General features: G+C 39.9%; 17 protein-coding genes. 12 read left to right on the top strand and 5 right to left on the bottom strand.

The features are described from left to right. Nucleotide 1: 1 nt before the first annotated feature. Nucleotides 2–2,359, bottom strand: a complete 2,358-nt coding sequence (locus RMY00_RS31215) for a tetratricopeptide repeat protein (RefSeq protein WP_322651240.1) — start codon at nucleotides 2,357–2,359, stop codon at nucleotides 2–4. A gap of 376 nt (nucleotides 2,360–2,735) precedes the next feature. Here RMY00_RS31215 and RMY00_RS31210 point away from each other — a divergent pair, with 376 nt between their 5' ends. Both RMY00_RS31210 and RMY00_RS31205 read left to right on the top strand, forming a co-directional pair. After that, nucleotides 2,736–3,008: a hypothetical protein gene (locus RMY00_RS31210; RefSeq protein WP_322651239.1), complete on the top strand. Its 273-nt coding sequence runs from the start codon at nucleotides 2,736–2,738 to the stop codon at nucleotides 3,006–3,008. Nucleotides 3,009–3,119: 111 nt separating this feature from the next. Then, nucleotides 3,120–3,347 carry a hypothetical protein gene (locus tag RMY00_RS31205; protein WP_322651238.1) on the top strand — a complete coding sequence of 76 codons (228 nt, stop codon included), beginning with the start codon at nucleotides 3,120–3,122 and terminating at the stop codon, nucleotides 3,345–3,347. A 267-nt stretch (nucleotides 3,348–3,614) separates the two neighbouring features. On the opposite strand, the gene RMY00_RS31200 is transcribed toward RMY00_RS31205, so the two are convergent. After that, nucleotides 3,615–4,481 (bottom strand): hypothetical protein, encoded by an 867-nt coding sequence (locus RMY00_RS31200; protein ID WP_322651237.1) that lies wholly within the window; start codon nucleotides 4,479–4,481, stop codon nucleotides 3,615–3,617. A gap of 324 nt (nucleotides 4,482–4,805) precedes the next feature. On the opposite strand from RMY00_RS31200, the gene mnmA reads away from it, so the two are divergent. Both mnmA and RMY00_RS31190 read left to right on the top strand, forming a co-directional pair. After that, a complete protein-coding gene (gene mnmA / locus RMY00_RS31195) occupies nucleotides 4,806–5,861 on the top strand; it encodes a tRNA 2-thiouridine(34) synthase MnmA (protein ID WP_322651253.1) in 1,056 nt (351 codons plus the stop codon). Nucleotides 5,862–6,281: 420 nt separating this feature from the next. Next, nucleotides 6,282–6,683 (top strand): hypothetical protein, encoded by a 402-nt coding sequence (locus RMY00_RS31190; RefSeq protein ID WP_322651236.1) that lies wholly within the window; start codon nucleotides 6,282–6,284, stop codon nucleotides 6,681–6,683. A gap of 19 nt (nucleotides 6,684–6,702) precedes the next feature. Here RMY00_RS31190 and RMY00_RS31185 read toward each other — a convergent pair whose 3' ends face one another. Next, complete coding sequence (locus RMY00_RS31185; protein WP_322651235.1) at nucleotides 6,703–7,356, bottom strand: Uma2 family endonuclease; 654 nt, start codon at nucleotides 7,354–7,356, stop codon at nucleotides 6,703–6,705. A 192-nt stretch (nucleotides 7,357–7,548) separates the two neighbouring features. Between RMY00_RS31185 and sat the strand changes: the two genes are divergently transcribed. From sat to RMY00_RS31155, 6 genes are all read left to right on the top strand, one after another. Then, nucleotides 7,549–8,727, top strand: coding sequence for a sulfate adenylyltransferase (gene sat, locus RMY00_RS31180; RefSeq protein WP_322651234.1), 1,179 nt, complete (start codon nucleotides 7,549–7,551; stop codon nucleotides 8,725–8,727). Nucleotides 8,728–8,910: 183 nt separating this feature from the next. Beyond that, on the top strand, nucleotides 8,911–11,085 hold the full coding sequence (locus RMY00_RS31175; protein WP_322651233.1) for a caspase family protein: 2,175 nt from the start codon (nucleotides 8,911–8,913) through the stop codon (nucleotides 11,083–11,085). Nucleotides 11,086–11,813: 728 nt separating this feature from the next. After that, nucleotides 11,814–12,656, top strand: coding sequence for a DUF2382 domain-containing protein (locus RMY00_RS31170; RefSeq protein WP_322651232.1), 843 nt, complete (start codon nucleotides 11,814–11,816; stop codon nucleotides 12,654–12,656). 324 nt (nucleotides 12,657–12,980) lie between these two features. Continuing rightward, nucleotides 12,981–13,877 (top strand): DUF2382 domain-containing protein, encoded by an 897-nt coding sequence (locus RMY00_RS31165; protein WP_322651231.1) that lies wholly within the window; start codon nucleotides 12,981–12,983, stop codon nucleotides 13,875–13,877. Between the two features lie 267 nt (nucleotides 13,878–14,144). Then, nucleotides 14,145–15,035: a YsnF/AvaK domain-containing protein gene (locus RMY00_RS31160; protein ID WP_322651230.1), complete on the top strand. Its 891-nt coding sequence runs from the start codon at nucleotides 14,145–14,147 to the stop codon at nucleotides 15,033–15,035. Between the two features lie 146 nt (nucleotides 15,036–15,181). Further along, a complete protein-coding gene (locus RMY00_RS31155) occupies nucleotides 15,182–16,105 on the top strand; it encodes an ion channel (protein WP_322651229.1) in 924 nt (307 codons plus the stop codon). 12 nt (nucleotides 16,106–16,117) lie between these two features. Here RMY00_RS31155 and RMY00_RS31150 read toward each other — a convergent pair whose 3' ends face one another. Then, nucleotides 16,118–16,312, bottom strand: coding sequence for a hypothetical protein (locus RMY00_RS31150; RefSeq protein ID WP_322651228.1), 195 nt, complete (start codon nucleotides 16,310–16,312; stop codon nucleotides 16,118–16,120). A gap of 282 nt (nucleotides 16,313–16,594) precedes the next feature. On the opposite strand from RMY00_RS31150, the gene RMY00_RS31145 reads away from it, so the two are divergent. Continuing rightward, entirely contained in the window at nucleotides 16,595–18,301 is a 1,707-nt protein-coding gene (locus RMY00_RS31145) for an alpha/beta hydrolase (RefSeq protein ID WP_322651227.1), read from the top strand. 173 nt (nucleotides 18,302–18,474) lie between these two features. Further along, nucleotides 18,475–19,032: a hypothetical protein gene (locus RMY00_RS31140; RefSeq protein WP_322651226.1), complete on the top strand. Its 558-nt coding sequence runs from the start codon at nucleotides 18,475–18,477 to the stop codon at nucleotides 19,030–19,032. A gap of 102 nt (nucleotides 19,033–19,134) precedes the next feature. On the opposite strand, the gene RMY00_RS31135 is transcribed toward RMY00_RS31140, so the two are convergent. Next, nucleotides 19,135–20,466, bottom strand: a complete 1,332-nt coding sequence (locus RMY00_RS31135) for an HlyD family efflux transporter periplasmic adaptor subunit (RefSeq protein ID WP_322651225.1) — start codon at nucleotides 20,464–20,466, stop codon at nucleotides 19,135–19,137. Nucleotides 20,467–21,441 lie beyond the last annotated feature (975 nt).

Here is a 21,441-nt window from a genome sequence, read left to right as displayed (position 1 = left end):
CTTATTTTTCAAAACACTCCATTGCTGTTTGTACCTTCTCAACTTGTTTGGGTGCTTGCATTTCGTTAAAAAGTGCGATCGCTTGCACAAATTTTTCTCTACTTGGAATCATTTCACCCATCTTCTGATGAGTCAATGCCAACTGATAATAAGCTTCAGCTAAGTCTGATTTAGCACCAATTCTATCAAGAATTGCTATCGCTTCTGAATGATGAAAAATTGCTCTGGCAAATTCTCCTTGTTCTCGAAAAAGTTCAGCCAGACAACTTATAGCTTTTGCCTTAATTTGAGTAAAGTTATTTTGTTCAGAATGAAATATAGCTCGTTGGCACAATTCAAAGGATTTTTTTAGATTACCTAAATTTTGATAAGTTAAGCAGAGAGTTACTAAACTATGCCCGATTCCCCATAGGGTCACTCTAGTTGATAATGACATGGCAGAAGAGGCAACTTCAGCAAGACCAAAGGCATCTTCTCTGCTACCAGAGCGTGATTTTATCAAAGCTAGACAGCATTGAGCATAAGTCATATAATCATCAAGATTGCTATTCTCTTCAGCAAGGCTACAAACAGAATTGAAACAATCTTCGGCTGCTTCTATTTCCCATAATTCAAGTTTACAAAGCCCAGTATTGAATACAATAGATATTTTTGTTTGCTTGACATCTAATTTACCTAATACTTCTTCTGATTTTTCATAGCATTCTATAGCTTCTCGAATGCAACCGATAATTCGATATGTATAGCCAAGTATATTATAAAGTCTAATTAGCCTTTCTTGGGATTTTATATCATCTATTATCCGTTTAATTACAGAGAAGTTTTTCTGGAGCAGTCCTAGTTGGTAAAAGGAGCAACCCAAAGGCAAACCTATACTCCACTGTTTACCTCGCCCTTGTAAAATTACATCACCAGCTTGCTCAAAATCACTAATTTCTACATAGTGATAATAAGCTTCTAAAGCGGTTAATGCATCTGTAATATCTTTAATGGCTGTAACTCGTTGTGTCCAATATTCTGCGGCTTTTCGGTTTACTAATTCCCATTCTTCACTAACTAATCTTAATCTACTGATTGCTTCATACTGAATTACCGGATGCAACCAATATTGTCCCTTTTTGGTTTCTATTAAAGACAAGTCTTGCAGAGCTTTAATTACACCTCTACGTTTTTTTTCTGGGACATCCCAAAGCAAACATAAAACTCCTTCAATAGGTAATGAAGGAATATCTTGATAACGATAGCATCCTAAACGGCACAGGAGACGATAGGCTTCTAAGTCATTTTCTTGGAGACGCGTAAATTGACTAGCGACTAAATCTTTTAACTCTCTTTCTATTAATAAATCTGTACAGTTTTCCTGCCAATAAGCGTGTATATCACCAGAAAAATCTGTCAATATTGCTCCTCGGAGAATTTGCATGGCTTTGGCGTTACCTCCATAAGCTCTGCACATTTCACTGAGAATAGTACAATCACAATTAATGTGGCAACTGCTGAAAAACTCCCGCCATGCTTCATCATCTAAACCTTCGAGTGGATAGAGATAAACCTCTACACTAGACTCGCGCAAACGCTCACGACTTGTTACTAAAGTAACTGAATGCACATCTGAATCTGCTAGTACTCTTAATAGCTCAACATAAGGGCGACGATATTCTAGGAACTTACCATTTTGATCGAGAGCAGTTTCTAGATTATCGATAAATACCCCAATTTTAGATGTTTGTTCTCGGAGTTTGCGCCGTAGTCGTTCTAAGCTGATACCAAAGTCTCCTCCCGGTTCTTCGTTAAAGTACCGCCGTAGCCATTCTTCAACCACACTCTCTACAGGAGTAAGGTTTTGGATTTCTGTGGCCATCCACAGTTCTAGGACAAAATTAAATTTTTGACTTTTAAAATATTTGCGTGCTAATCTGGTTTTGCCAACACCACCTTCACCTTGGATGAGGATGACTTTTTGTCCCCGACTGACTAAGGTGTGGAGTTCGGCTATTTGGCGATCGCGCCCCACGAAGTTAGCATCTAAATCTTGGGGTTTAGTGCCATTGCCCCCTAGATTTGGAATATCAAGGATTTTTTGCGCCTGTTGAGTTGTTCTAAACCTCTGAACCACTCCTTGGAAGGTTGATTTTGAGACTTTCTCTCCTAGCACTTTTGATAGAAAATGCCAAAGTTCGGCACCAACTGCTTTTAAATGCGCTTCTGTATAACGAACACTGTTGGCAATATCCTGGTAAGTCCGCTTTTCATCCTCCCACAAATGACTCAAGATAATCCTTTGAGTTTTATCTAGGTGTTCTCCCGTCTTGAGAAAAATCAAGTCATCTACAAACTCTAAGGCTTCTTCTACACCCATTTGCTAACTTGATGTATCATTTAGAATTTATTATAACGATATTTTTACTACTTATTCCTACCTATCATACTACAAAATACTTTTTCCTACTCGGTAGGGAACTTACTTTATCCGACTGCAAAGCATTTTGGACTGTATTACTCTTGTAAGTAATACAGGCGAAGTTAAGTTAAGCGTCAAAAAAAGTTGGTTGAGGAGAGATTTAGAGAGCGCTACTACTGCAAGCTTAGTAAATCACACATATTACTTGTTACTGTCCGATATTAATCACTCATGAAAGTGGTGTCTACTAAACAGGCAGTGGGTATTAACTAACTAGATTCTGTAGAGCATATTTACAACTCAGTATGTAAGCCATTACCCTACAGGAGGTTCAATGATGTTAGACAGAGATTGTCATCATGATTGCAATCAAAATCAGTGCCCTTTTGCCCAAGATACACGAAATCCCAATAGATATGTTTGTCTAAAATGTGGTATTGAGCGAGAAATAAATAAGTATTCCTCTGGTTTTGGCTCGTTTTTGCTGCTGTTGTTGGGCTTGTTTATTTCCTTCCAACTATTAGCGAATTATGAAAAGCAAAACAATCCACAAAGGCAACAACAGTCTTTGAATAATTCACCTGAACAGGTGAATATCGACGGGTAAAACTAATCTTCAGGTTGGGCGCGATTTCCCATAGCCTTTTTTTTAAATGGAAAATGGGAAATCAAAAAAATATTCACTGCTAAAAAATTAGATACTTTCGTGAGTAAAACTATGGACTCAAATCAAGACACGCTACTATTTCGCTTTGCTTCTAAATCCTTGAAATATTTCTTACTGGTGCTAGTTGGCATTGCGATCGCCTATGTTCTATCCAGTGGTTTAGGTATCTTACAAATCATACCCATACTGCTATACCTTTTACAACAGTTTCTGCTTCCACTGGGAATTATCCTGTTGTGTTTAATTACAACAGCAATAATTCTTGAATCTTTGCGTTAAGAATCTAGGGAGTGGGGAGTGGGGAGTGAGGAGTTATGAATTATGGGGATTTTCTTTCTTTATAGACTAACACGCTTGGGTTGAACTTTAGTGAAACCCAAAAAATACCCGAAAATGTTGGATTTCGTTCCTCAACCCAACCTACGCAAATTTATTTTTCTGACTTAACCCAAGCGTATTGCTTTATAGACTACAGCTTAAGACAGCAAGTAGTGTACTAATCTAAACTCCTGTACAGAGAGACGCGATTAATCGCGTCTCTCTTATTCATTTTCCATAGTAAACTCTGGCATTTTTGTATCCTAAATTTCGCAGATACTTATTCCATTCTCCAGCTTGGAATCGATCAGAAAAAGGCCCGACTGCTATGTGTGGCCCTCGTGGTTGCGTCCTTTCGAGGACTCCGCCAGATCGTCCTAAATCTTGGCTAAATCGGGCTAGATTCTGCCTAATTTGTTCTGCGATCGCAGGTAACTGTTCTTGAGTGGTCGGAATCACAACATAATATCTAGAGACTTGCTTGGGAGGATTTATATTATTGCGATCGCCTCCAAAGGTTCCACCGCCTGCATCTATTTCCTGTCCGTTACCGAAGCTGATAATTCGGGCGTTATATATGCCTCGTGACTGTAACTCATTTACCCGTTGTTGGGCATTAGATACTCTGTTAAAAACACCTGATTGAATTACACTCCGGCCTTGGTATTGGCGAATGTAAGCACTGGGTTCAATCTGACGAATTGCTTGTAGTGTCTGAAAATCATTAGCATCAACGTAAACTAAGTAGCGCTCAAAGTTCTGGTTATATTGACTAAACTGTGCAGGTTGAGAGGGCTGATTCGGCGCAAACTGATTGTTTTGTAATGGTTGGGAGGGCTGAAAATCCTGCTCCAATTGATTGGATTGTAAAGGTTCCGCCGGTTGTAACTGCGGTGATGGCTGTTGACCAAAGGGAATTGTCGGTGGCGGTAAAATTTCACCGACTCCTTGCGCTAGTAGCACTTTGTTGTTGGGAATCAGCAGTAACCATCCTCCCACTAACAAAGGGAGAACTTTTACAGTGGGCTTCCAACCTTTATAACTTCGACGCAGCATCTGAAATGGGATAGATTGACTTAATAATCCTCTCGACATAGTACTTTAGAAAGTAGTCAAAGTATTTTTAAATAATTTCCATCAGGAACTAATTAGTTTACTGTTGTAGCAACTATATAGCGTTAACGTAAAATTAGCTCATCTGCGTGGCAAAAAATACTTCTGTAATTAATCTTAGATAAGGGTGATAAAAGAGTGAACAGCGATGTCTACGGTGAGCTATGACGCTTGCGGACTCGCTTTGCGCGTCGCTATCGGCGTCGCTCTTTTAGCTAGCTTAAAACTGAAGTCCTTTGCTAGCAAGGCTTTGAAAGAGTGTGTGCTACAATTGGACAACCACGCAGCTATCGTGTCGTGCAATGTATGAAAAAAGTCGTCGTTGGTCTTTCTGGTGGCGTTGACAGTTCCACCGCCGCAGCTATCCTGCACCATCAGGGCTATGAAGTGATTGGTTTGACTCTTTGGCTAATGAAAGGCAAAGGTCAATGTTGCTCTGAAGGTATGATCGACGCGGCTGATCTTTGTGAACAACTGGGCGTTCCCCATCAGGTTGTAGATATTCGAGATGTCTTTCAGACGCATATTGTCGATTACCTGGTAACTGGTTACAGTGCTGGAATCACGCCATTGCCTTGCTCGCAGTGCAATAAAACGGTGAAGTTTGGGCCAATGGTGCAGTATGCTCGTGAAGAATTGGGATGCGATCGCATCGCCACTGGTCATTATGCCCGAATTAGCTATGACGAAGCAACTAGACGTTACCAATTATTAAGGGCTGTTGACCGTAACAAAGACCAGTCATACTTTCTCTATGATTTGTCTCAAGATTTACTTGCAGCAACTATATTTCCTTTGGGCGAACTAGAAAAAACTGAGACGCGCCGGATTGCAGCTGAATACGGACTGAAAACTGCTGACAAGCCAGAAAGTCAAGACTTATGCTTAGTGGAAAGTAACGGTTCCATGCGGGCATTTTTGGATAAATATTTAGCTCCTAAAACAGGCGATATTGTCGATACCACAGGCAAAGTTTTGGGACAGCATGATGGTGTCCATCACTACACCATTGGTCAGCGCAAAGGCTTGGGAATTGCTGCTGCTGAACCGTTGTATGTGATTGAATTAGATGCGAAAAATAATAAAGTAGTAGTAGGCGATCGCACTAAGGTAACTCAGCCGGAATGCACTGTCGGAAGGGTAAACTGGGTTTCCATTGCTGAACCATCCACCCCAATTCATGCCCAAGTGCAAATTCGCTATCGTTCAACGCCTATACCAGTGACGGTGATTCCGTTAGAAAACTCCCGTGTGCGTTTGGTGTTTGATGAACCCCAATTCAGCATCACCCCCGGACAAGCGGCGGTGTGGTACGACGGGGAGAAAGTGTTAGGTGGCGGAATTATTGAACAGTTTAGTTAATAAAAACTCTTACCCTGTTTTGGCATAAAGCAAAACCACCCTTCCTCGCTTGTAAGGAAGGGTATTTTTGTTTTTAAATGAAATATATGCCGGAAGAACCTATCTCTGACCAGTTTTTGATACAGCTATTAGAAGGCTATACTTCTACAGAGGCGGCAGAGATTCAACAATACATAAGTGAGTGAAATGCTGCAACCTATACCAGTGTTGCCCAAAGTATCTTAGACCATGCTAATAGAAAAGGAATTAACCCATTAAAGTATCTACGCAAAGCTCATAACTTTAATAAAAAAGGAGCGATTAGAGTTCCGAAAACTGGATATCGTGGAGATAGTTCAGCTGTATACCGTAAAGGCAATGAATATCTGATTGTCACGCCTGACCAATATGGTACTGAAAAGATAGTTACTTATGGAGTCAATGATGACTAAAGCAATTTTAAATCAGCAAGAATTAATTAAGAAAAATATTATTCAATTATTGGCACAGTTGACTAATACTTATCAAAATACACGTAGCGAACGACAAGAAATTTCTATTCAGTTTCCACCAGAAGATGAAGAGTTTTCACTTTTAGAAGAACTTGAACTTTTAACAGTAAATCTCAGAGGTTATGCTAGTCAAATTCAAAGTACAGGTCAAATTGTCAATAAAACCCAGACAATTGAGCAATTACAAGCTATGCAAGTTTTAAATGTACCTCAGATTGCAAGTTTTTATTTTGGCAGTAATGGTAATTATGAACAGATAAAGAGTTATATTAGAACGTTAGATTACTTGCGGTTACTACTATTGGAGTATTTGCAGTTTCAAAGTAACTAAAACATTTACGCACTCTCTATCAAAAAGTACTTTTATCTAATGCTGCTTCAAATTCTTTCAAAGCTTGTACGGTTCCTACTTGCCAAGCTCGTTCAACTGTAGCGGCAATAATTTGAGTTAGAGGGATATTTGGAAAGTTAGGACTGTTATCAGATTCGATGTAATGTCCATCCTCAAGTAAATAAATCTTTAGCTTTTTACTATCGTAAATCCATAGTTCTGGAACTGCGATCGCTTCGTAAGCATCAAGAGTTGTTTTTGATGTCACATCTGTTTCAATTGCCAAATCAGGAGGCGGATCGTTTGGTTCCAGTTTGCGACGACCGATCATTCTTTGGTAATTCTGGATGTAGAAGCAAGCATCTGGTTCTACCCCCGCCGTATTTTCCCGCTTAAAGGTGGTTGAACCGAAGGGTTCATAACTTTTCCCTGCAATCTTCAGCAAGATTTTTACAATATCCGAAATTAAATCTTTTGATTTTTCGTGTTCGGGTAGAGGAACCATAATTTCTAACGTAGACTTGCTGTAAGCAACTCGTAGCGATCGCTTTTCCCCCAGTTCTTGCAAAATAGACTCAAATTCCTCCCAACTCATATCCTCGATATTCACTGTACTACCAGGCGCTAGCCGCATTTGGCTAACAGGTTTAACAACGGGGGATACAGCAGTCATAAGCAATTTCAAATAAAGGAACTATTCTGAAACTTGAGACTGGATTAGCTTTAGCGTAACCTAATCAGCTCGCTTAGAGGCTAGTTGCAAAATTTTCTTCCATTGCCTAAACTCTTTTTCTCTACGTACCAGCATTTGATAAGTTAGTACATAATCTGAAACAATAACAGTTAATACAAAGAGGGGATTACGTTGAGTCACAATCCAGATGCCATAGCCCCGCACGGTGGACAGTTAGTTAACCGTATCGCCACACCAGAACAAAGAGCAGAGTTTCTCTCAAAAGCTGACTTTTTGCCGCGAGTGCAACTTGACGATCGCGCCGTTTCCGATCTAGAAATGATTGCGATCGGTGCTTTTAGTCCACTCACGGGTTTTATGAACCAGGAAGACTACGATCGCACTGTTACAGAAATGCGATTAGCTAACGGTCTTGTATGGTCAATCCCGATTACACTATCGGTAAGCGAAGAAGTAGCTTCCCCGTTGCAAGAAGGCGGTTTAATCCGTCTGGATAACTCCAGAGGCGAGTATATTGGGGTTTTGCAACTTACGCAAAAATATAACTACGATAAAACCCGCGAAGCCATAAATGTCTACCGCACTGATGATGTTAAACATCCAGGTGTGCAAGTACTCTATAACCAAGGTAATGTACATCTGGCGGGTGATATTTGGTTGTTGCAACGCGAACCTCATCCCCAGTTTCCCAGTTACCAAATTGATCCAGCTGCCTCACGGCAACTATTTAGAGACAAGGGTTGGAAAACCATTGTTGGCTTTCAAACTCGCAACCCTATCCACCGCGCCCATGAATATATTCAAAAGTGTGCTTTAGAAACCGTTGATGGTTTATTTTTGCACCCATTAGTCGGGGCAACAAAAGAAGATGATATCGCTGCTGATGTGCGGATGCGTTGCTATGAAATTTTGCTGGAACACTACTACCCCTTAGACCGGGTAACTTTGGCAATTAATCCCGCCGCAATGCGCTATGCTGGGCCTCGTGAAGCTATATTCCATGCTTTAGTCCGCAAAAACTATGGCTGTACTCACTTTATCGTCGGGCGAGATCATGCTGGCGTTGGTGACTATTATGGCACTTACGATGCTCAATACATCTTTGATGAATTCACCCCAGGTGAATTAGGCATTGTGCCAATGAAATTTGAACATGCTTTCTACTGCACCCGTACTAAGCAGATGGCAACATCTAAAACTAGTCCCAGCAGGCCAGAAGAACGCATCCATTTATCGGGAACAAAAGTCCGAGAAATGCTGCGACGCGGTGAATTACCTCCACCAGAATTTTCTCGTCCAGAGGTGGCGGCAGAGTTAGCGCGGGCAATGCGGATAGAAGTACCGGCTTAGGGCATTGGGAAAGAGGAGGCAGGAGGCAGAAGGCAGAAGGCAGGAGGCACAAGTTCTTTAATTTTGTTTGAATTTTGAATTGATTTCTCCCCCGCTTCCCTCATCCCCACATTTTTGTAACTTTACAATACAGAGTTCAGCCCTGTAAGCTGCTAACTGATGGCTGAGGGCTGATAGCTAATTATGGAACGGCGCACGTTTTTACATAGAATTGGCTCAATACTCGCGGTATTGGGGATAACTGAAGCTGAGTGGTTGTCTTTGGGAAATCGCTATTATCAGGCTTTGGCACAACCTAATCCGCGTAAGTTGGCATTATTAATTGGTATTAACCAATACCCGCAAATTCCCGCCCTTAGTGGTTGTCTGACGGATGTGGATTTACAAAGAGAGCTTTTGATTCACCGCTTTGGTTTCCAAGGGTCAGATATTTTAACCTTAACTGAGGAACAAGCTAGCAGGGAATTCATTGAGGCGGCTTTTTTGGATCACCTGGGTAAGCAAGCTAAACCCGATGATCTTGTCATCTTCCACTTTAGCGGCTATGGCAGCCGTGTCAAATTGGAAACATCATCAGATACAATGCAAAATGCTCTGGTGCCAGTTAATTTAGGTGATTATGCACAAAACGATAAAATAGTCAATTATATATTAGAAGAAACTCTACTGCTATTATTGCGATCGCTCCCCACAGACCGAGTAACAGCAGTATTGGATACTAGCTATTATGTTCCTAGCCCAGTCTTAGGATTAAAAATTCGTGCCCTTCAAGAGTCAGTAGCAAAGCTATCAGCAGAAGAACTCGACTTTCTCAAACAACTTAAAACTCAGAAATTATCTAGCACTCCGATTGTTTTAGCAGCTACCTCAGAAGCAAACCAGCCAGCAAGGGAAGAACTCTTTTCTGGTTTTAGTGCTGGGTTATTTACCTACGCCTTGACACAGTATTTGTGGGAATTCACCCCACCTACTAAAATTCAGGTCGCCCTCTGGGATGTGGAAAATTCTCTATATAAATTGGGTAGTAAACAGCAACTAGGGTTATTAAGTAATCAGAAAAATCCAGATATTACGTCTTTAGTGCCAGACAATATTATTGGTGCAGAAGGCGTGGTGAGTGCTATTGAAGAAGACGGTAAAACAGTTTATCTATGGTTGGCAGGATTACCACCACAAGTGCTGCTATACTACGGAGTTAATTCTCGATTCACCTTAGCAACAACAGAGCAATTAGTATTGCGATCGCGCAATGGGTTAACAGCAAAAGCGCAAATTTCCAAAATTGAAGGTGCAAATCCCTTGCAAGTCGGGCAATTTGTCCAAGAAGCAGTTCGGGTTTTACCGCGAAATATTCATTTAACAATAGCTTTGGATACTCAATTGGAAAGAATTGAGCGGGTAGACGCCACAAGTGCCTTTGCTGGATTTTCCCATGTATCCACCGTAATAGTAGGAGAAAAACCAGCTGATTATGTATTTGCCAAGCTACAAGAAATTCCTAGTCGTTATGGTCTATTTTCTCTTGGTGGTGAACTAATTCCCAATACCGCCGGGGAAGTAGGAGAAGCAGTAAAATTAACAGCCCAAAGGTTAGCACCCAAATTATCAACCCTGTTTGCAGCTAAATTATGGCGACTCACAGAAAATCAAGGTTCTTCCCGCTTGCCTCTCAAGGCGACCTTAGAAATAATTAGCGGTATATCGTCACAGGTGTTGATGCAACGTGAAACAACACGAACTTTCAAACCTGAAACTTCGATAAAAAAATCAGCACAGACGCGATTAATGAGCCAGCGCGTTGCGGGGGTTCCCCCCGTTGTAGCGACTGGCATCGCATCTCTCCCGGCTGCGATTGTACCTATGGGTAGCCGAATGCAATATCGAGTGGAAAACCAAAGCGATCGCTCTGTATATTTAATCTTGCTGGGATTAAACAATAATCATACAGGAGTTGCCTTCTATTCTTGGGAAACCCCTCAAGAACCAAATACTGCGGACACCAAGCCTCTCCTCAAACAAATCGTCATCGCCCCAGGTGAAACCTTTACCCTACCCCAAGCTAATAGTGCTTCTGAATGGCTGATTTCAGGGCCAGCTTGCTTTTGCGAACAACAACTGATTTTTAGTACTGCCCCCTTTAGCGAAACTCTCGCCGCCTTGAGTACTGTTAAATATTCCACAGCCGAACAACAACCGATTAGTTCATTGTTGAATCCCTTAGACGTTGCACATGCCTTGCTACAAGACTTGCATAACGCCAGCGCCCTCAAAGCAGAGATGAACAGCACAGCAGCCGACTCATATATCTTAGATGTGAATAACTGGGCAAGTCTTAGCTTTAGTTTTCAGATTGTGTAAACAAAGATATGATGCAATATTCATTAGTTAAGGCTTGTCATTGCCCACATTTTTATAAGAATCAAGCTGTCGCACTGGCCAACATTCCACCCAAAACTTAAGTTCTGCGGTTCTTGGGTTGAGCATTTTTTCTCTTCTCTATGTTCCGCGCCAATTGCTACCCTGCGGGAACGCTAAGAGCGTAGCTTGCTTCCCCGTAGGGGTACAAGTCGGGGAACCGCAAGGGCGCACTGGCTCCTCTGTGCCTCTGCGGTAGCCTGCTGCAAGCCGCTTCTCTACGACCCCAAGCAGCATGTCGAAGACAGACGCTTTGCGAATGCGTCTAAGTTAAAAAGCTAACTTTGATAAAGAGTTTTAGCCTCGAAATTTATTTCTAGGTAGTCTAGCAACGAAGCAGAAAATTTATTTGATGTTGATATAAGTCTTAAAAAGGGAGGTAGGGGGGATCTTAAAAAGATTAAAACGTTAACCTTAATCGTGTTGGATTATCTCTAAAAAAACGTTTTTATACCAGCATAATATAAAGATTTTTATCACTTTAGCTTTTTATTACTTTAGTTGTACTCCTATTGATTACCTTGAGTGTTTAATTTGAGTATTTAGATTATAAAATATGAACTTTAAACTATAAAATATCTCACTTGCAATTCAGTCGCCAGCAGGAGGAAACTGAGCAAAATATTTTTTACAGTCTAAACAGAACCTTATGAATAAACTGGAAACAGCATATGCCTCTTCACAAACTTGAACATTTTGACCCCAACTATCGAGAAACTTTTGGCGGAGACGACATTAGAGCTTTGGATCTTTACACTGAAGGAGGAGACAGAGTTGGCTCAGTAGCGGATGTTTTAGTTGATGATCATGGCCATTTCCGGTATTTAGTTATTGATACAAGCTCAAATTTTTTGGGTAAGAAAATATTACTACCAATTGGTCTTTCGCGGATAGACTATCCTGCAAAACGCGTCTATGTTGATGGATTAAGCAGACATCAAGTAGAAGGTTTAGTCGAGTATAGAGAAGACATGGTTGTTGATCGTGATTACGAAGAAAATGTCCGTAGTATATTTCGTTCTCCAAATAGCGGTGTAACTTATGATCGCAATACATATAATTACGAAACAGAACCAGCTTTATACGGGTTGAAAAATCAGGATAATCAAACTTTTAAACTCTATGAAGAACGATTAATTGCCAGTAAACAGCGCATTAAAACTGGAGAAGTAACAGTTGGTAAGCATATTGAAACAGACACTGCAAGCGTTACAGTACCTATCCAAAAAGAACGAGTTCTGATTGAGCGAGTTGTGCCAACAGAAGCAGGAAAGGTTGTAGATCCCAATGAACTTAAGTTCCAAGAAGGGGAAGTAGCACGCATAGAAGTATACGAAGAAACGCCTGAGATACGTAAAGAAGCCTTTGTGCGTGAAGAAGTCAGAGTTAAGAAAGTAGTAGAACGGGACACTGTAGAAGCACAAGAAACCATTCGTCGAGAAGAGTTAGATGTTGATACAGAGGGTAATTTACAGATTCAGGAACATGGTACAACTACACATGAGGCTATTTAAGTAGCTGGTCAATAAGTTTGTTTGGTAGATTTATCTGAAATAATCATTCAGCAAAGTTAATTTTTATCTCTGCATGTGTTGTTTTATTAAACAACTAAGATTCCCGATTTCTCTAGGAAGTCGGGAATTTAACGCTTTAAAAATTTGCATTTTAAGCAAGGATATAGAAACGTAAAATTTATTTGCTCTACTATCATAAAATATCTATCACTTTTGATAATTTAACTTTTAAAATAATTCACTCGGTAGAAAGAGGTAAACAAATTATTAAATGGCTAACTTAGTTAATAGGAGATGGGAAAGAAAATTTTTGAGGAAAATATAATGGTACTTTACAAACTACAAGACTTTGAGCCTAACTATCGCGATACATTTGAAGGTCGCGACATTAATGGACTCGGCGTTTATACACAAGGAACTGACGAAAAAGTTGGTACTGTCAGCGATGTTTTAGTGGATGAAGAAGGTCATTTCCGCTATTTTGTCGTTGATTTAGGCTTCTGGATTTTTGGTAAAAAAGTGTTACTACCAATTGGTCGTGCCCGTATCGACTATAATGTTGATCGTGTCTATACAATTGGTTTAACTAGAGAACAAGCCGAAGATTTACCTGAATTCAATGAGCGCGAGGCGCTTGATTATGATTATGAAGAACGGGTGCGTGGGGTATATCGCCAACCCGCAGAATACGTTCAACCTCCTGTAGATCCATTATTACCATTGGAAGCCACAGCACCAGTGGATACAACCTATCAGCAACCGACTACCCCAACTTACAATCGTGATAACTACAATTACGAACATGAGCCTTCTTTATACGGGTTAAATGAGCAAGATCATCAAACTCTGAGATTGTATGAAGAACGGCTGATTGCCAACAAACGCCGTCAAAAAACTGGAGAAGTGACTATTGGCAAGCGCGTTGAGACTGATACTGCACGGATTGCAGTGCCAATAGAAAGAGAGCGAGTTGTGATTGAACGTGTAACTCCAGCAGATGCAGGTACTGCCGTTTCTGGGCGCGAAGCAGACTTCCGTGAAGGCGAAGTTGCTCGCGTAGAGATCCATGAAGAAACTCCTGAAATTCGCAAAGAAGCATTTTTGCGTGAAGAAGTCAGAGTTAGAAAAGTGGTTGATCAAGACACAGTTGAAACTCAAGAAACCGTGCGTCGTGAAGAGTTAGATATCAATTCTGGTAATCTTCCTGTTGAAGAACGCTAAATAACAAAGTCATTAGTTACTAACTAATGACTAATAATTAATTCGATACAGTACAGGTGAGGCTGTAAAATTAGCTTTACCTGTGCTTCCAATACTTCCAATAACTAATACAACTTTAGATTTTGGATTGTGAAGATTTATCTGAATATTAGGGTAGATAAATACATTGTTCGCAATCATTTTCTAAATGGTATTTAGATGATTGATACATTTAATTTAGCTAATTAGAAAACATCTAATAAATTTTGTACTATGAATAGCCAACCGATGACAAAAAACATTGGACAGGCAAACTCTGACTCTCAAACTAGCACCTCTTTGGCAGATTTAAGAAAGAAGGTGAGTAATTTTGCTGTATTCGATCGGCAAGGTGAACTAGTAGGAGTAGTTCATGATTTAATTGTGGATGCTAATCGTCGATTAAACCTAGTTATATCTAACCAGGTGAATCTAGAAACTCTAGAATATGATCAGCAGTTAGCTGATAAACATCCTTCTTTATTTCGGTTGCAGAGCCAGAGAATCAAAAAAATAGACAAGCCAACTAAATCTGTTTTCATAGACTTAAATAAATCAGAAATCGAATATATGCCTGAATATTTAGAAACAGAAAGACCAGGCGATAGCACACTATCAGAACACTCAACTGAACAATTAGTGAATCAAACTACAAATAGCCCAGTTGAGTCGGTAGATTTGGATGAGGCTACGGAAGAACAGATTATTCGTTTACTAGAAGAACGATTAGTTGTTGAAAGCAGTAAGCGTAAAATTGGTGAGGTGATTGTTCGCAAAGAAATTGAAACCCGGATGATACAAGTTCCTGTCCGGCGTGAAAAGTTGATTGTAGAACAAATTAGCCCAGAACACAAACAACTTGCAGAAATTGATTTAGGACAAGAGGAAATTTCTGGCATTGACTTAACGGAAGTAGAAAGACTTGAAGTTCAGCATTTTGGCACAGGTTTAATGGTAAGCGGTGAATTTAGCTCACCTAAGACTGCTAGTTTATTGCTGAATGCGATCGCACTAGAGCAAAATCACGGTTGCAACCAAGTGCGAGTGACCATTGCTGTTGAAGATGAGTCACACCAGAAAAAATATCAGGAGTGGTTTGATCGCTGTTCTAAAGGTCAGCAACCAAATCCTGAAAAATGAGTTAGTTTCTCGCTGATTGTTAGGGTGGGCATTGCACACCCTATTTTTTTTGCTGATTTAAGAAAATAAAGTTGAAATTTTCGTTCCCTTGCGGGTAAGTGGAATGTCAAAATACTAAGCAGTTGCCGTTTTTTTGGCTACTTGCAATGAAATTTCGACTAAAGAGACTTTCACGGAAGAAAAAACAGCGTCTGATCCCACCTATTCGGATTAAAGTTCGAGATGGAAAATTTGAGATTATGGGTATGGGTGCATGGCATTCTTACTGGCGCGATCCCTACCATCTGCTGCTAACGATTCCCTGGACTGGTTTTCTGATCCTAATCTGTACTTTCTATATAACTACTAATGCTCTATTTGCCCTAGCTTACTTGATGGGAGGAGATTGTATTGCCAACGCCCGACCTGGCTCTTTTTTAGATGTCTTTTTCTTTAGCGTGCAAACCCTAGCGTCCATCGGCTATGGGGCAATGTACCCTAAAACAACTTACGCCAACATTATTGTCACCATTGAAGCAATGATCGGTTTGGTGGGAATTGCTGTGATGACGGGACTAGCTTTTGCTCGATTCTCCCGACCTACAGCCCGTGTGCTTTTTAGTCGTGTTGCTGTAATTACACCTCATAATGCAATGCCGACTCTCATATTTCGCAGCGCTAATCAACGTCGCAATATGATTCTGGAGGCGCAGATGCGAGTCTACTTAATGCGCGACGAGATAACCTCAGAAGGGCAGTTCATGCGTCGGTTTTACGACCTCAAACTGTTGAGGAACCAAACACCTAGCTTTACGTTAAGCTGGTCAGTGATGCATGTAATTGATGAGTTTAGTCCTTTATATGGTATGACACCAGAATCCTTAAACCAGACAAATACTATACTGATCATTTCTTTGAGTGGCATTGATGAAACGGTTGCACAGGTTGTCCATGCCCGTCATACTTATGGTGCTAATGAGATTTTGTGGAATAATCAATTTGTCGATATCTTCCATCACACACCCGATGGACATCGCTACATTGATTACAACCGCTTCCACGATGTTTTACCTTTAGATGAAAACAGTTGAAATGCCTGAAAGTTACTCCACAGTTTGATTGACTGGAGCTTGTAAGGGTTTAACGACAACCCGACCATTTTCAACTACAGTGCAACTTTTACCCATGCTCTTGCTTGGGTTAACTGGCACATCCTGGCACTGGTTTTGGTGAGAGATATTTTGCTCTTGTTGTTGATTAAGGACGACAACACAACAGGGACACGACGAGAAGGACATATAAAATATTTTGATCTCTATATCTATTATCGCCTTACTAATGCTGTTTGGCTGAAAAATTTGTTACTCATGTGTTTGTCATTGGTCATTGGTAAATACCTAGCTTTGAAAGCGGGGGATTTAAAGCGTATATGGAAAACTATGGCTGTAAGTACTTGCTTATTGTGCTTGTAACCTGTTTGATATACCTAAACCAAGTAAACAGGAAAGCGGTTATAGATCCCGCCCCGCTTTCCTCCCTGCTTAAACTTGTATGGCAGGGTTAGACAGTGGGTTTTTCTAATGAAAAAATTTCTGAAATACCTGGGTTTAGGTTTTCTATCTACGTTTTTGACTGCAACTCCCGGATTGGGAGCTGAACGTATTAGCTTTTATTACCCTCCCTTCGGGGAATTCTCTTTGTCTGTGAACTCGCTGGAAACTTTTGCTAAAAAAGGCAAAATCGATCAAGATTTTTCATTTTATGCTAGCCGTGCTACGCCCCAACAACTCGCTCAACTGCGGGATCTACTTCAGCAAAAGTTCAATGTCACTCCTACACTTGTATCTCAAGTTACCTACTCACCTATAGGCGAAGAAGTAGTCCAACAGTTGGGAGAATTACTCCTCACTGAGTCTCGACAGAATGGCTTCTATGCCATACGTGCCTCTTTGATTTTGGCTGCTGCCGATCGCGAAGGTTTAACAGTTGTGAATTTGCTGCGGAAATTTCCTAGCAATACTGTGCGGGTGAATTTCACTGGAGGGTTAGAGGTAGTTAATGACTTGTCACAATTGCTCAAAAAAAGAGATGAAGTTGTTGCTTCTCTTCAAAAAGAAGCGATCGCTCAAGCAGCAAATTCAAAAATTGACTTCTCAAAACAGCCAGATTTGCGATCGCCAGGAAAATTTCGCTGGCAGAAAAAGACCTTTGATCTAAATGACTTTTCTCGCTCACGCCGTCTACCGGTGGATATCTATCTGCCGGAAGCCGCACAAAGCACTAAAGAACTGGCTTCGCCTCCCTTTCCCCTAATTGTAATTTCTCATGGCATCGCCTCAGACCGCTCTACCTTTGTCTACCTGGCTGAACATCTAGCATCCTATGGTTTTGCCGTTGCTGTATTGGAACACCCTGGTAGTAATGCCGAACGCTTTCAACAATATTTTGCGGGTTTGGCCGGGCCTCCAGACCCAGCAGAATTTATTAATCGACCTTTGGATATCAAATATCTCCTCAACGAACTCGAACGTCTGAACAAATCTGATCCTACCCTCCAAGGAAAACTTAATTTTCAGCAAGTTGGGGCGATTGGTCAGTCCTTTGGTGGTTATACCGTTTTGGCCCTAGCAGGAGCAAATATTAACTTTGAGCAACTGAGGCAAAACTGTAATCCTAATTATTCATCCTTTAATTTGTCGCTCTTCTTGCAGTGTGAAGCAAATAAATTACCCCGAAGAAATTACGAACTCAAAGACGATCGCATCAAGGTCATCATGGCGATTAATCCAATTGACAGCTTAGTTTTGGGTGAGGGTGGAATAAGTCAAATTAAAATTCCAGTAATGTTGGTAGCAGGTAGTCAAGATATTTTTGCCCCACCTGTCTCTGAGCAGATTCGCCCCTTTACCTGGCTTTCTGACTCTAATAAGTACCTAGCTTTGATCGAAAATGCCACCCACTTTTCAGCGATCGCAGAACCTACTTCTGGAAATAATGTCTTACCTGTGCCACCTGCCTTGCTTGGCCCTGATCGTGCCCCTGTTTATTCTTATCTCAACGCCTTGGGCGTAGCTTTTTTGGAAACCCATCTCCTCAACCGCCCTGAATACCGTTCTTATTTGCAGCCTTCCTATGCCAGATTTATCAGTAAAGAGCCGCTTAATCTCAGTCTCTTACAGTCGTTGTCAGCAGATCAATTCAATCAAATTTGGAATGAGTCAGCCCCAACCCTTGGGGACGCTACGCCAACGGGGAACTCAAAAGTCAAGAATTTACCAAGCCCATAAATAAATTTAGGGGTAAGAGACGATCGCCTCTTCGCATAGGCATAAAAGGCTGATTGCACCGAAATTTGTAAAGTTTTGTAAAGAATTGGCTGACTCTGCATAAAACCATAAGCGGGAACTGATAGGTCAAGAGAACACTTAGTATGCACTTAATCAGGCAGAATGTTTTTATCATGAAAAAAGTGTTTGCATTAAAAGAATCAGCCAAATTTACTCAATTACCCTTTTTTGAGTTTTTAGTCAATAAAAGCATTGCTTTTATACAAAGATTATCTTTTGCTCTTTATTTTGCGCTTTTTGTCATAGGATACGGAGATTTAAAGAAATTTGTTTGCTTAGAAAAAGCATCAGTTAACCCAATTCAATATCTTTTTAACAATCAAAAGCGTGAAGAGAAAAATTGGATTTGGTTTTTAAAAGATTTAGAATACTTGGCTTTTAACTTATTTTTAAATTTCAGCGACTCTTTAAAATTTATTTCTAGAAAACTAATTTATGAACTATATCGGCGAAGTTTTCAAGTAAATCCCATTTATCGAGGAAGGCAGAAGGAAAACTGCCTTCTGACTACTGCCTTAGTTGATAAAACTTTTGAACTTTTTACACTTTTGGTAGATATGGTAGTCAATTTCGCTGAAGAACATAATATTAAACAATTATTAACTCGGAGTTTAAATGGCTCCGACTTTGCTCAGTTATGCTGCCGGAAGAAAGCTACAGTCGGGGTTTAAATTCCCTTATGTAACTTTCTTCTCTAGGAGACGCTGGGCGAATAATGTGTGAATTCTGAATTATTATAGTGCTTCTAAATGGCGTGGAATACAGGAAGGAATTTACACATCCGTTAGCAGTCTTGCTTTTCTCAAAATAAATGTCAGTAGGGTTTCTTTTTTGGAAATAATTTCAGCTGTAACTTCCATCCCTGCTTTAATAGGATAAGATTTATCGCTCCTTTTTAAATAAAGTTTCTCTGGCTCAATTGTCACCTCATAGTAAGGCGCAGTTGGAATGTTACCGTTACCCTGAGATGTAATGGCATCGGCACTAATGCCTCTGACAGCACCTTTGAGGATGCCATAATCTGGATACGGATAAGCAGAAACCCGCATTTGTACTTGCCCCTCTAAACATTTTGCAACTTGTGCTACTTTACACACCTGTACTTTACTAATATCTGAGGAGGGAACACGAGCTTTGATTACAACAGGGGCAGCACTGGGAGCAATTTGAGCGATCGCATCTCCAACACGAACAACTTGTCCAGTATTTCTTAATACTAGTTGGAGAATTGTCCCGCTCTCAGAGCTACGAATTACAGTTTTTTGCAGTTCCATAAAAACTTGTTTAAGTTCTTGTTGAGCGCTGCTAATTTGATTTTGGATTTCAACTTGACGCCTGATGAGTTCTTCTTTCTCTTTATTCAATTGAGCAATAGTAGATTCACCTTTCGTCAACTCTTGGGAAATACGTTCTTGTGCGATCGCTACATTAGCATCACTAGGATTAAGTGCAGTTTTAGCCCGTTCGAGTCTAGCAGTAGCAGCTTTAAAAGCTTCTTCTTTTGCTTTAATATCGAGAAAGGCTATTCCCCCTGCTCCCACATCTTGATATCGCTTCAGTTCTTCTTTAGCTAATTCAACAGAGGCTTCTATTTCTTTTACGTCTGCCTTACTTGTGATTTGTCTATCTTGATAATCTCTTTGGTTGCGACTCAAGTCTGCTTTGGCAGATGCGATCGCCTGCTTCATTGCATTAGACTCAGCAACCATTTGATTTTCTAACGCTTTTAGTTGTGCATCAATTTGCGCTCGTTGTAACTGATTCTGTTCGATAGTTCCGAGTAGCTGGCTTTTTTTAGTTTGCAATTGCGAGTTGTCGATAAAGGCGATCGTATCTCCCTTTTTCACAACCTGATTTTCTTTCACTTTGATACTTGTCACCGTTCCCTCAGATGCTGCTTGCACTAAACGGATTTCTCCAGTTGGGCGGACGGTAGCATCAGCTTTTACTATGACGTTGTATTGAAATACACTGGCAAGGCTGAAGGCAGCGCCAACACTTCCAATTAAAAATATTCCTCCCAACCTCGTCCATATACTGACTGAGGGAAGATATTCGTCGTTTTGGACTAGGCGGAGAAAGTCTGGTTGGGGGTCAATAAGCATGAATGTTAAAAAACATTTTGGTTACGTAAATAATCTAGCAAAAAAATCTACCTAGCGTTAGCGTGATGATCAAGATTTAGGTAGATATCAAAAAATAAAAGCTCTCTTCTGTTGCAAGAATATTTTTGGGAAAAATCTCATAATTTCGGCGCTTTTGCCTTTCAGGGCGAAAGCGACAGCTTTTGATGTTATTACTGATAAGTCCTTTACCTGTATATAGTTAGTATGTAAATACAAGGTTTCTATACAGCTAACTCTAAATAACAATTACGCATCTTAATAGGAACATCAAATCTTTATAATATTTATCGAAAATTTTATATTTTCTTTATTTATTGACAAAAAAATAGTATAATGACTACAACTTTTTTACAACCAATTTCTTATTTATAAAAGATTAAGTGAATTTACGCTATTCTATATTAAAATAATTTATATAAATTCGCTTCAGCTTTGTATATAAAAAGTCTACGTAAAGCATACTTATGTAAAAATACTTAGTTAGGAATGCAGAAACCCAATTATGAGGTTTTTAAAATACGCAGATATTTGCTGTATAAAAAATATATTGATTTTAGTGAGCTTATCTTTAATTGCTGATATTTACGTTGTTTTCTCAGTATTAATACTAGATATGTTTCAGTTATGTATTTTCGGAAAAAATACATCTTTTAGTTCGCCATATTTATATGAGTATGAATATTGGTGCTATCTGCTATTTTTTAATAATTGAAATTTTCTAACTAAATTTGTATAAAGAAGAACTATGTAGTACATTTTTTGAAGAGGTGTAATACATATTTCTTAAAAAAATAATTGCTTGACCTATTGAGCAAGAGTCGTATAATACTTTTAGCGGGACAAAAAAGTAATTAAATATACTCTTTTAATGTTTATATTTATTACTTTGAAGGGACGCGATTTTAACCTCAACAATCAAGCAAGAACTAAGATTATGGAAAGCACATTATTCAC

Origin of the sequence: Nostoc sp. ChiVER01, from assembly GCF_034531155.1 — a bacterium.
Taxonomy (GTDB): Bacteria; Cyanobacteriota; Cyanobacteriia; order Cyanobacteriales; family Nostocaceae; genus Nostoc.
Note: the sequence above shows the minus strand (reverse complement) of the source record. Positions and strands in the feature narration are given on the sequence as shown.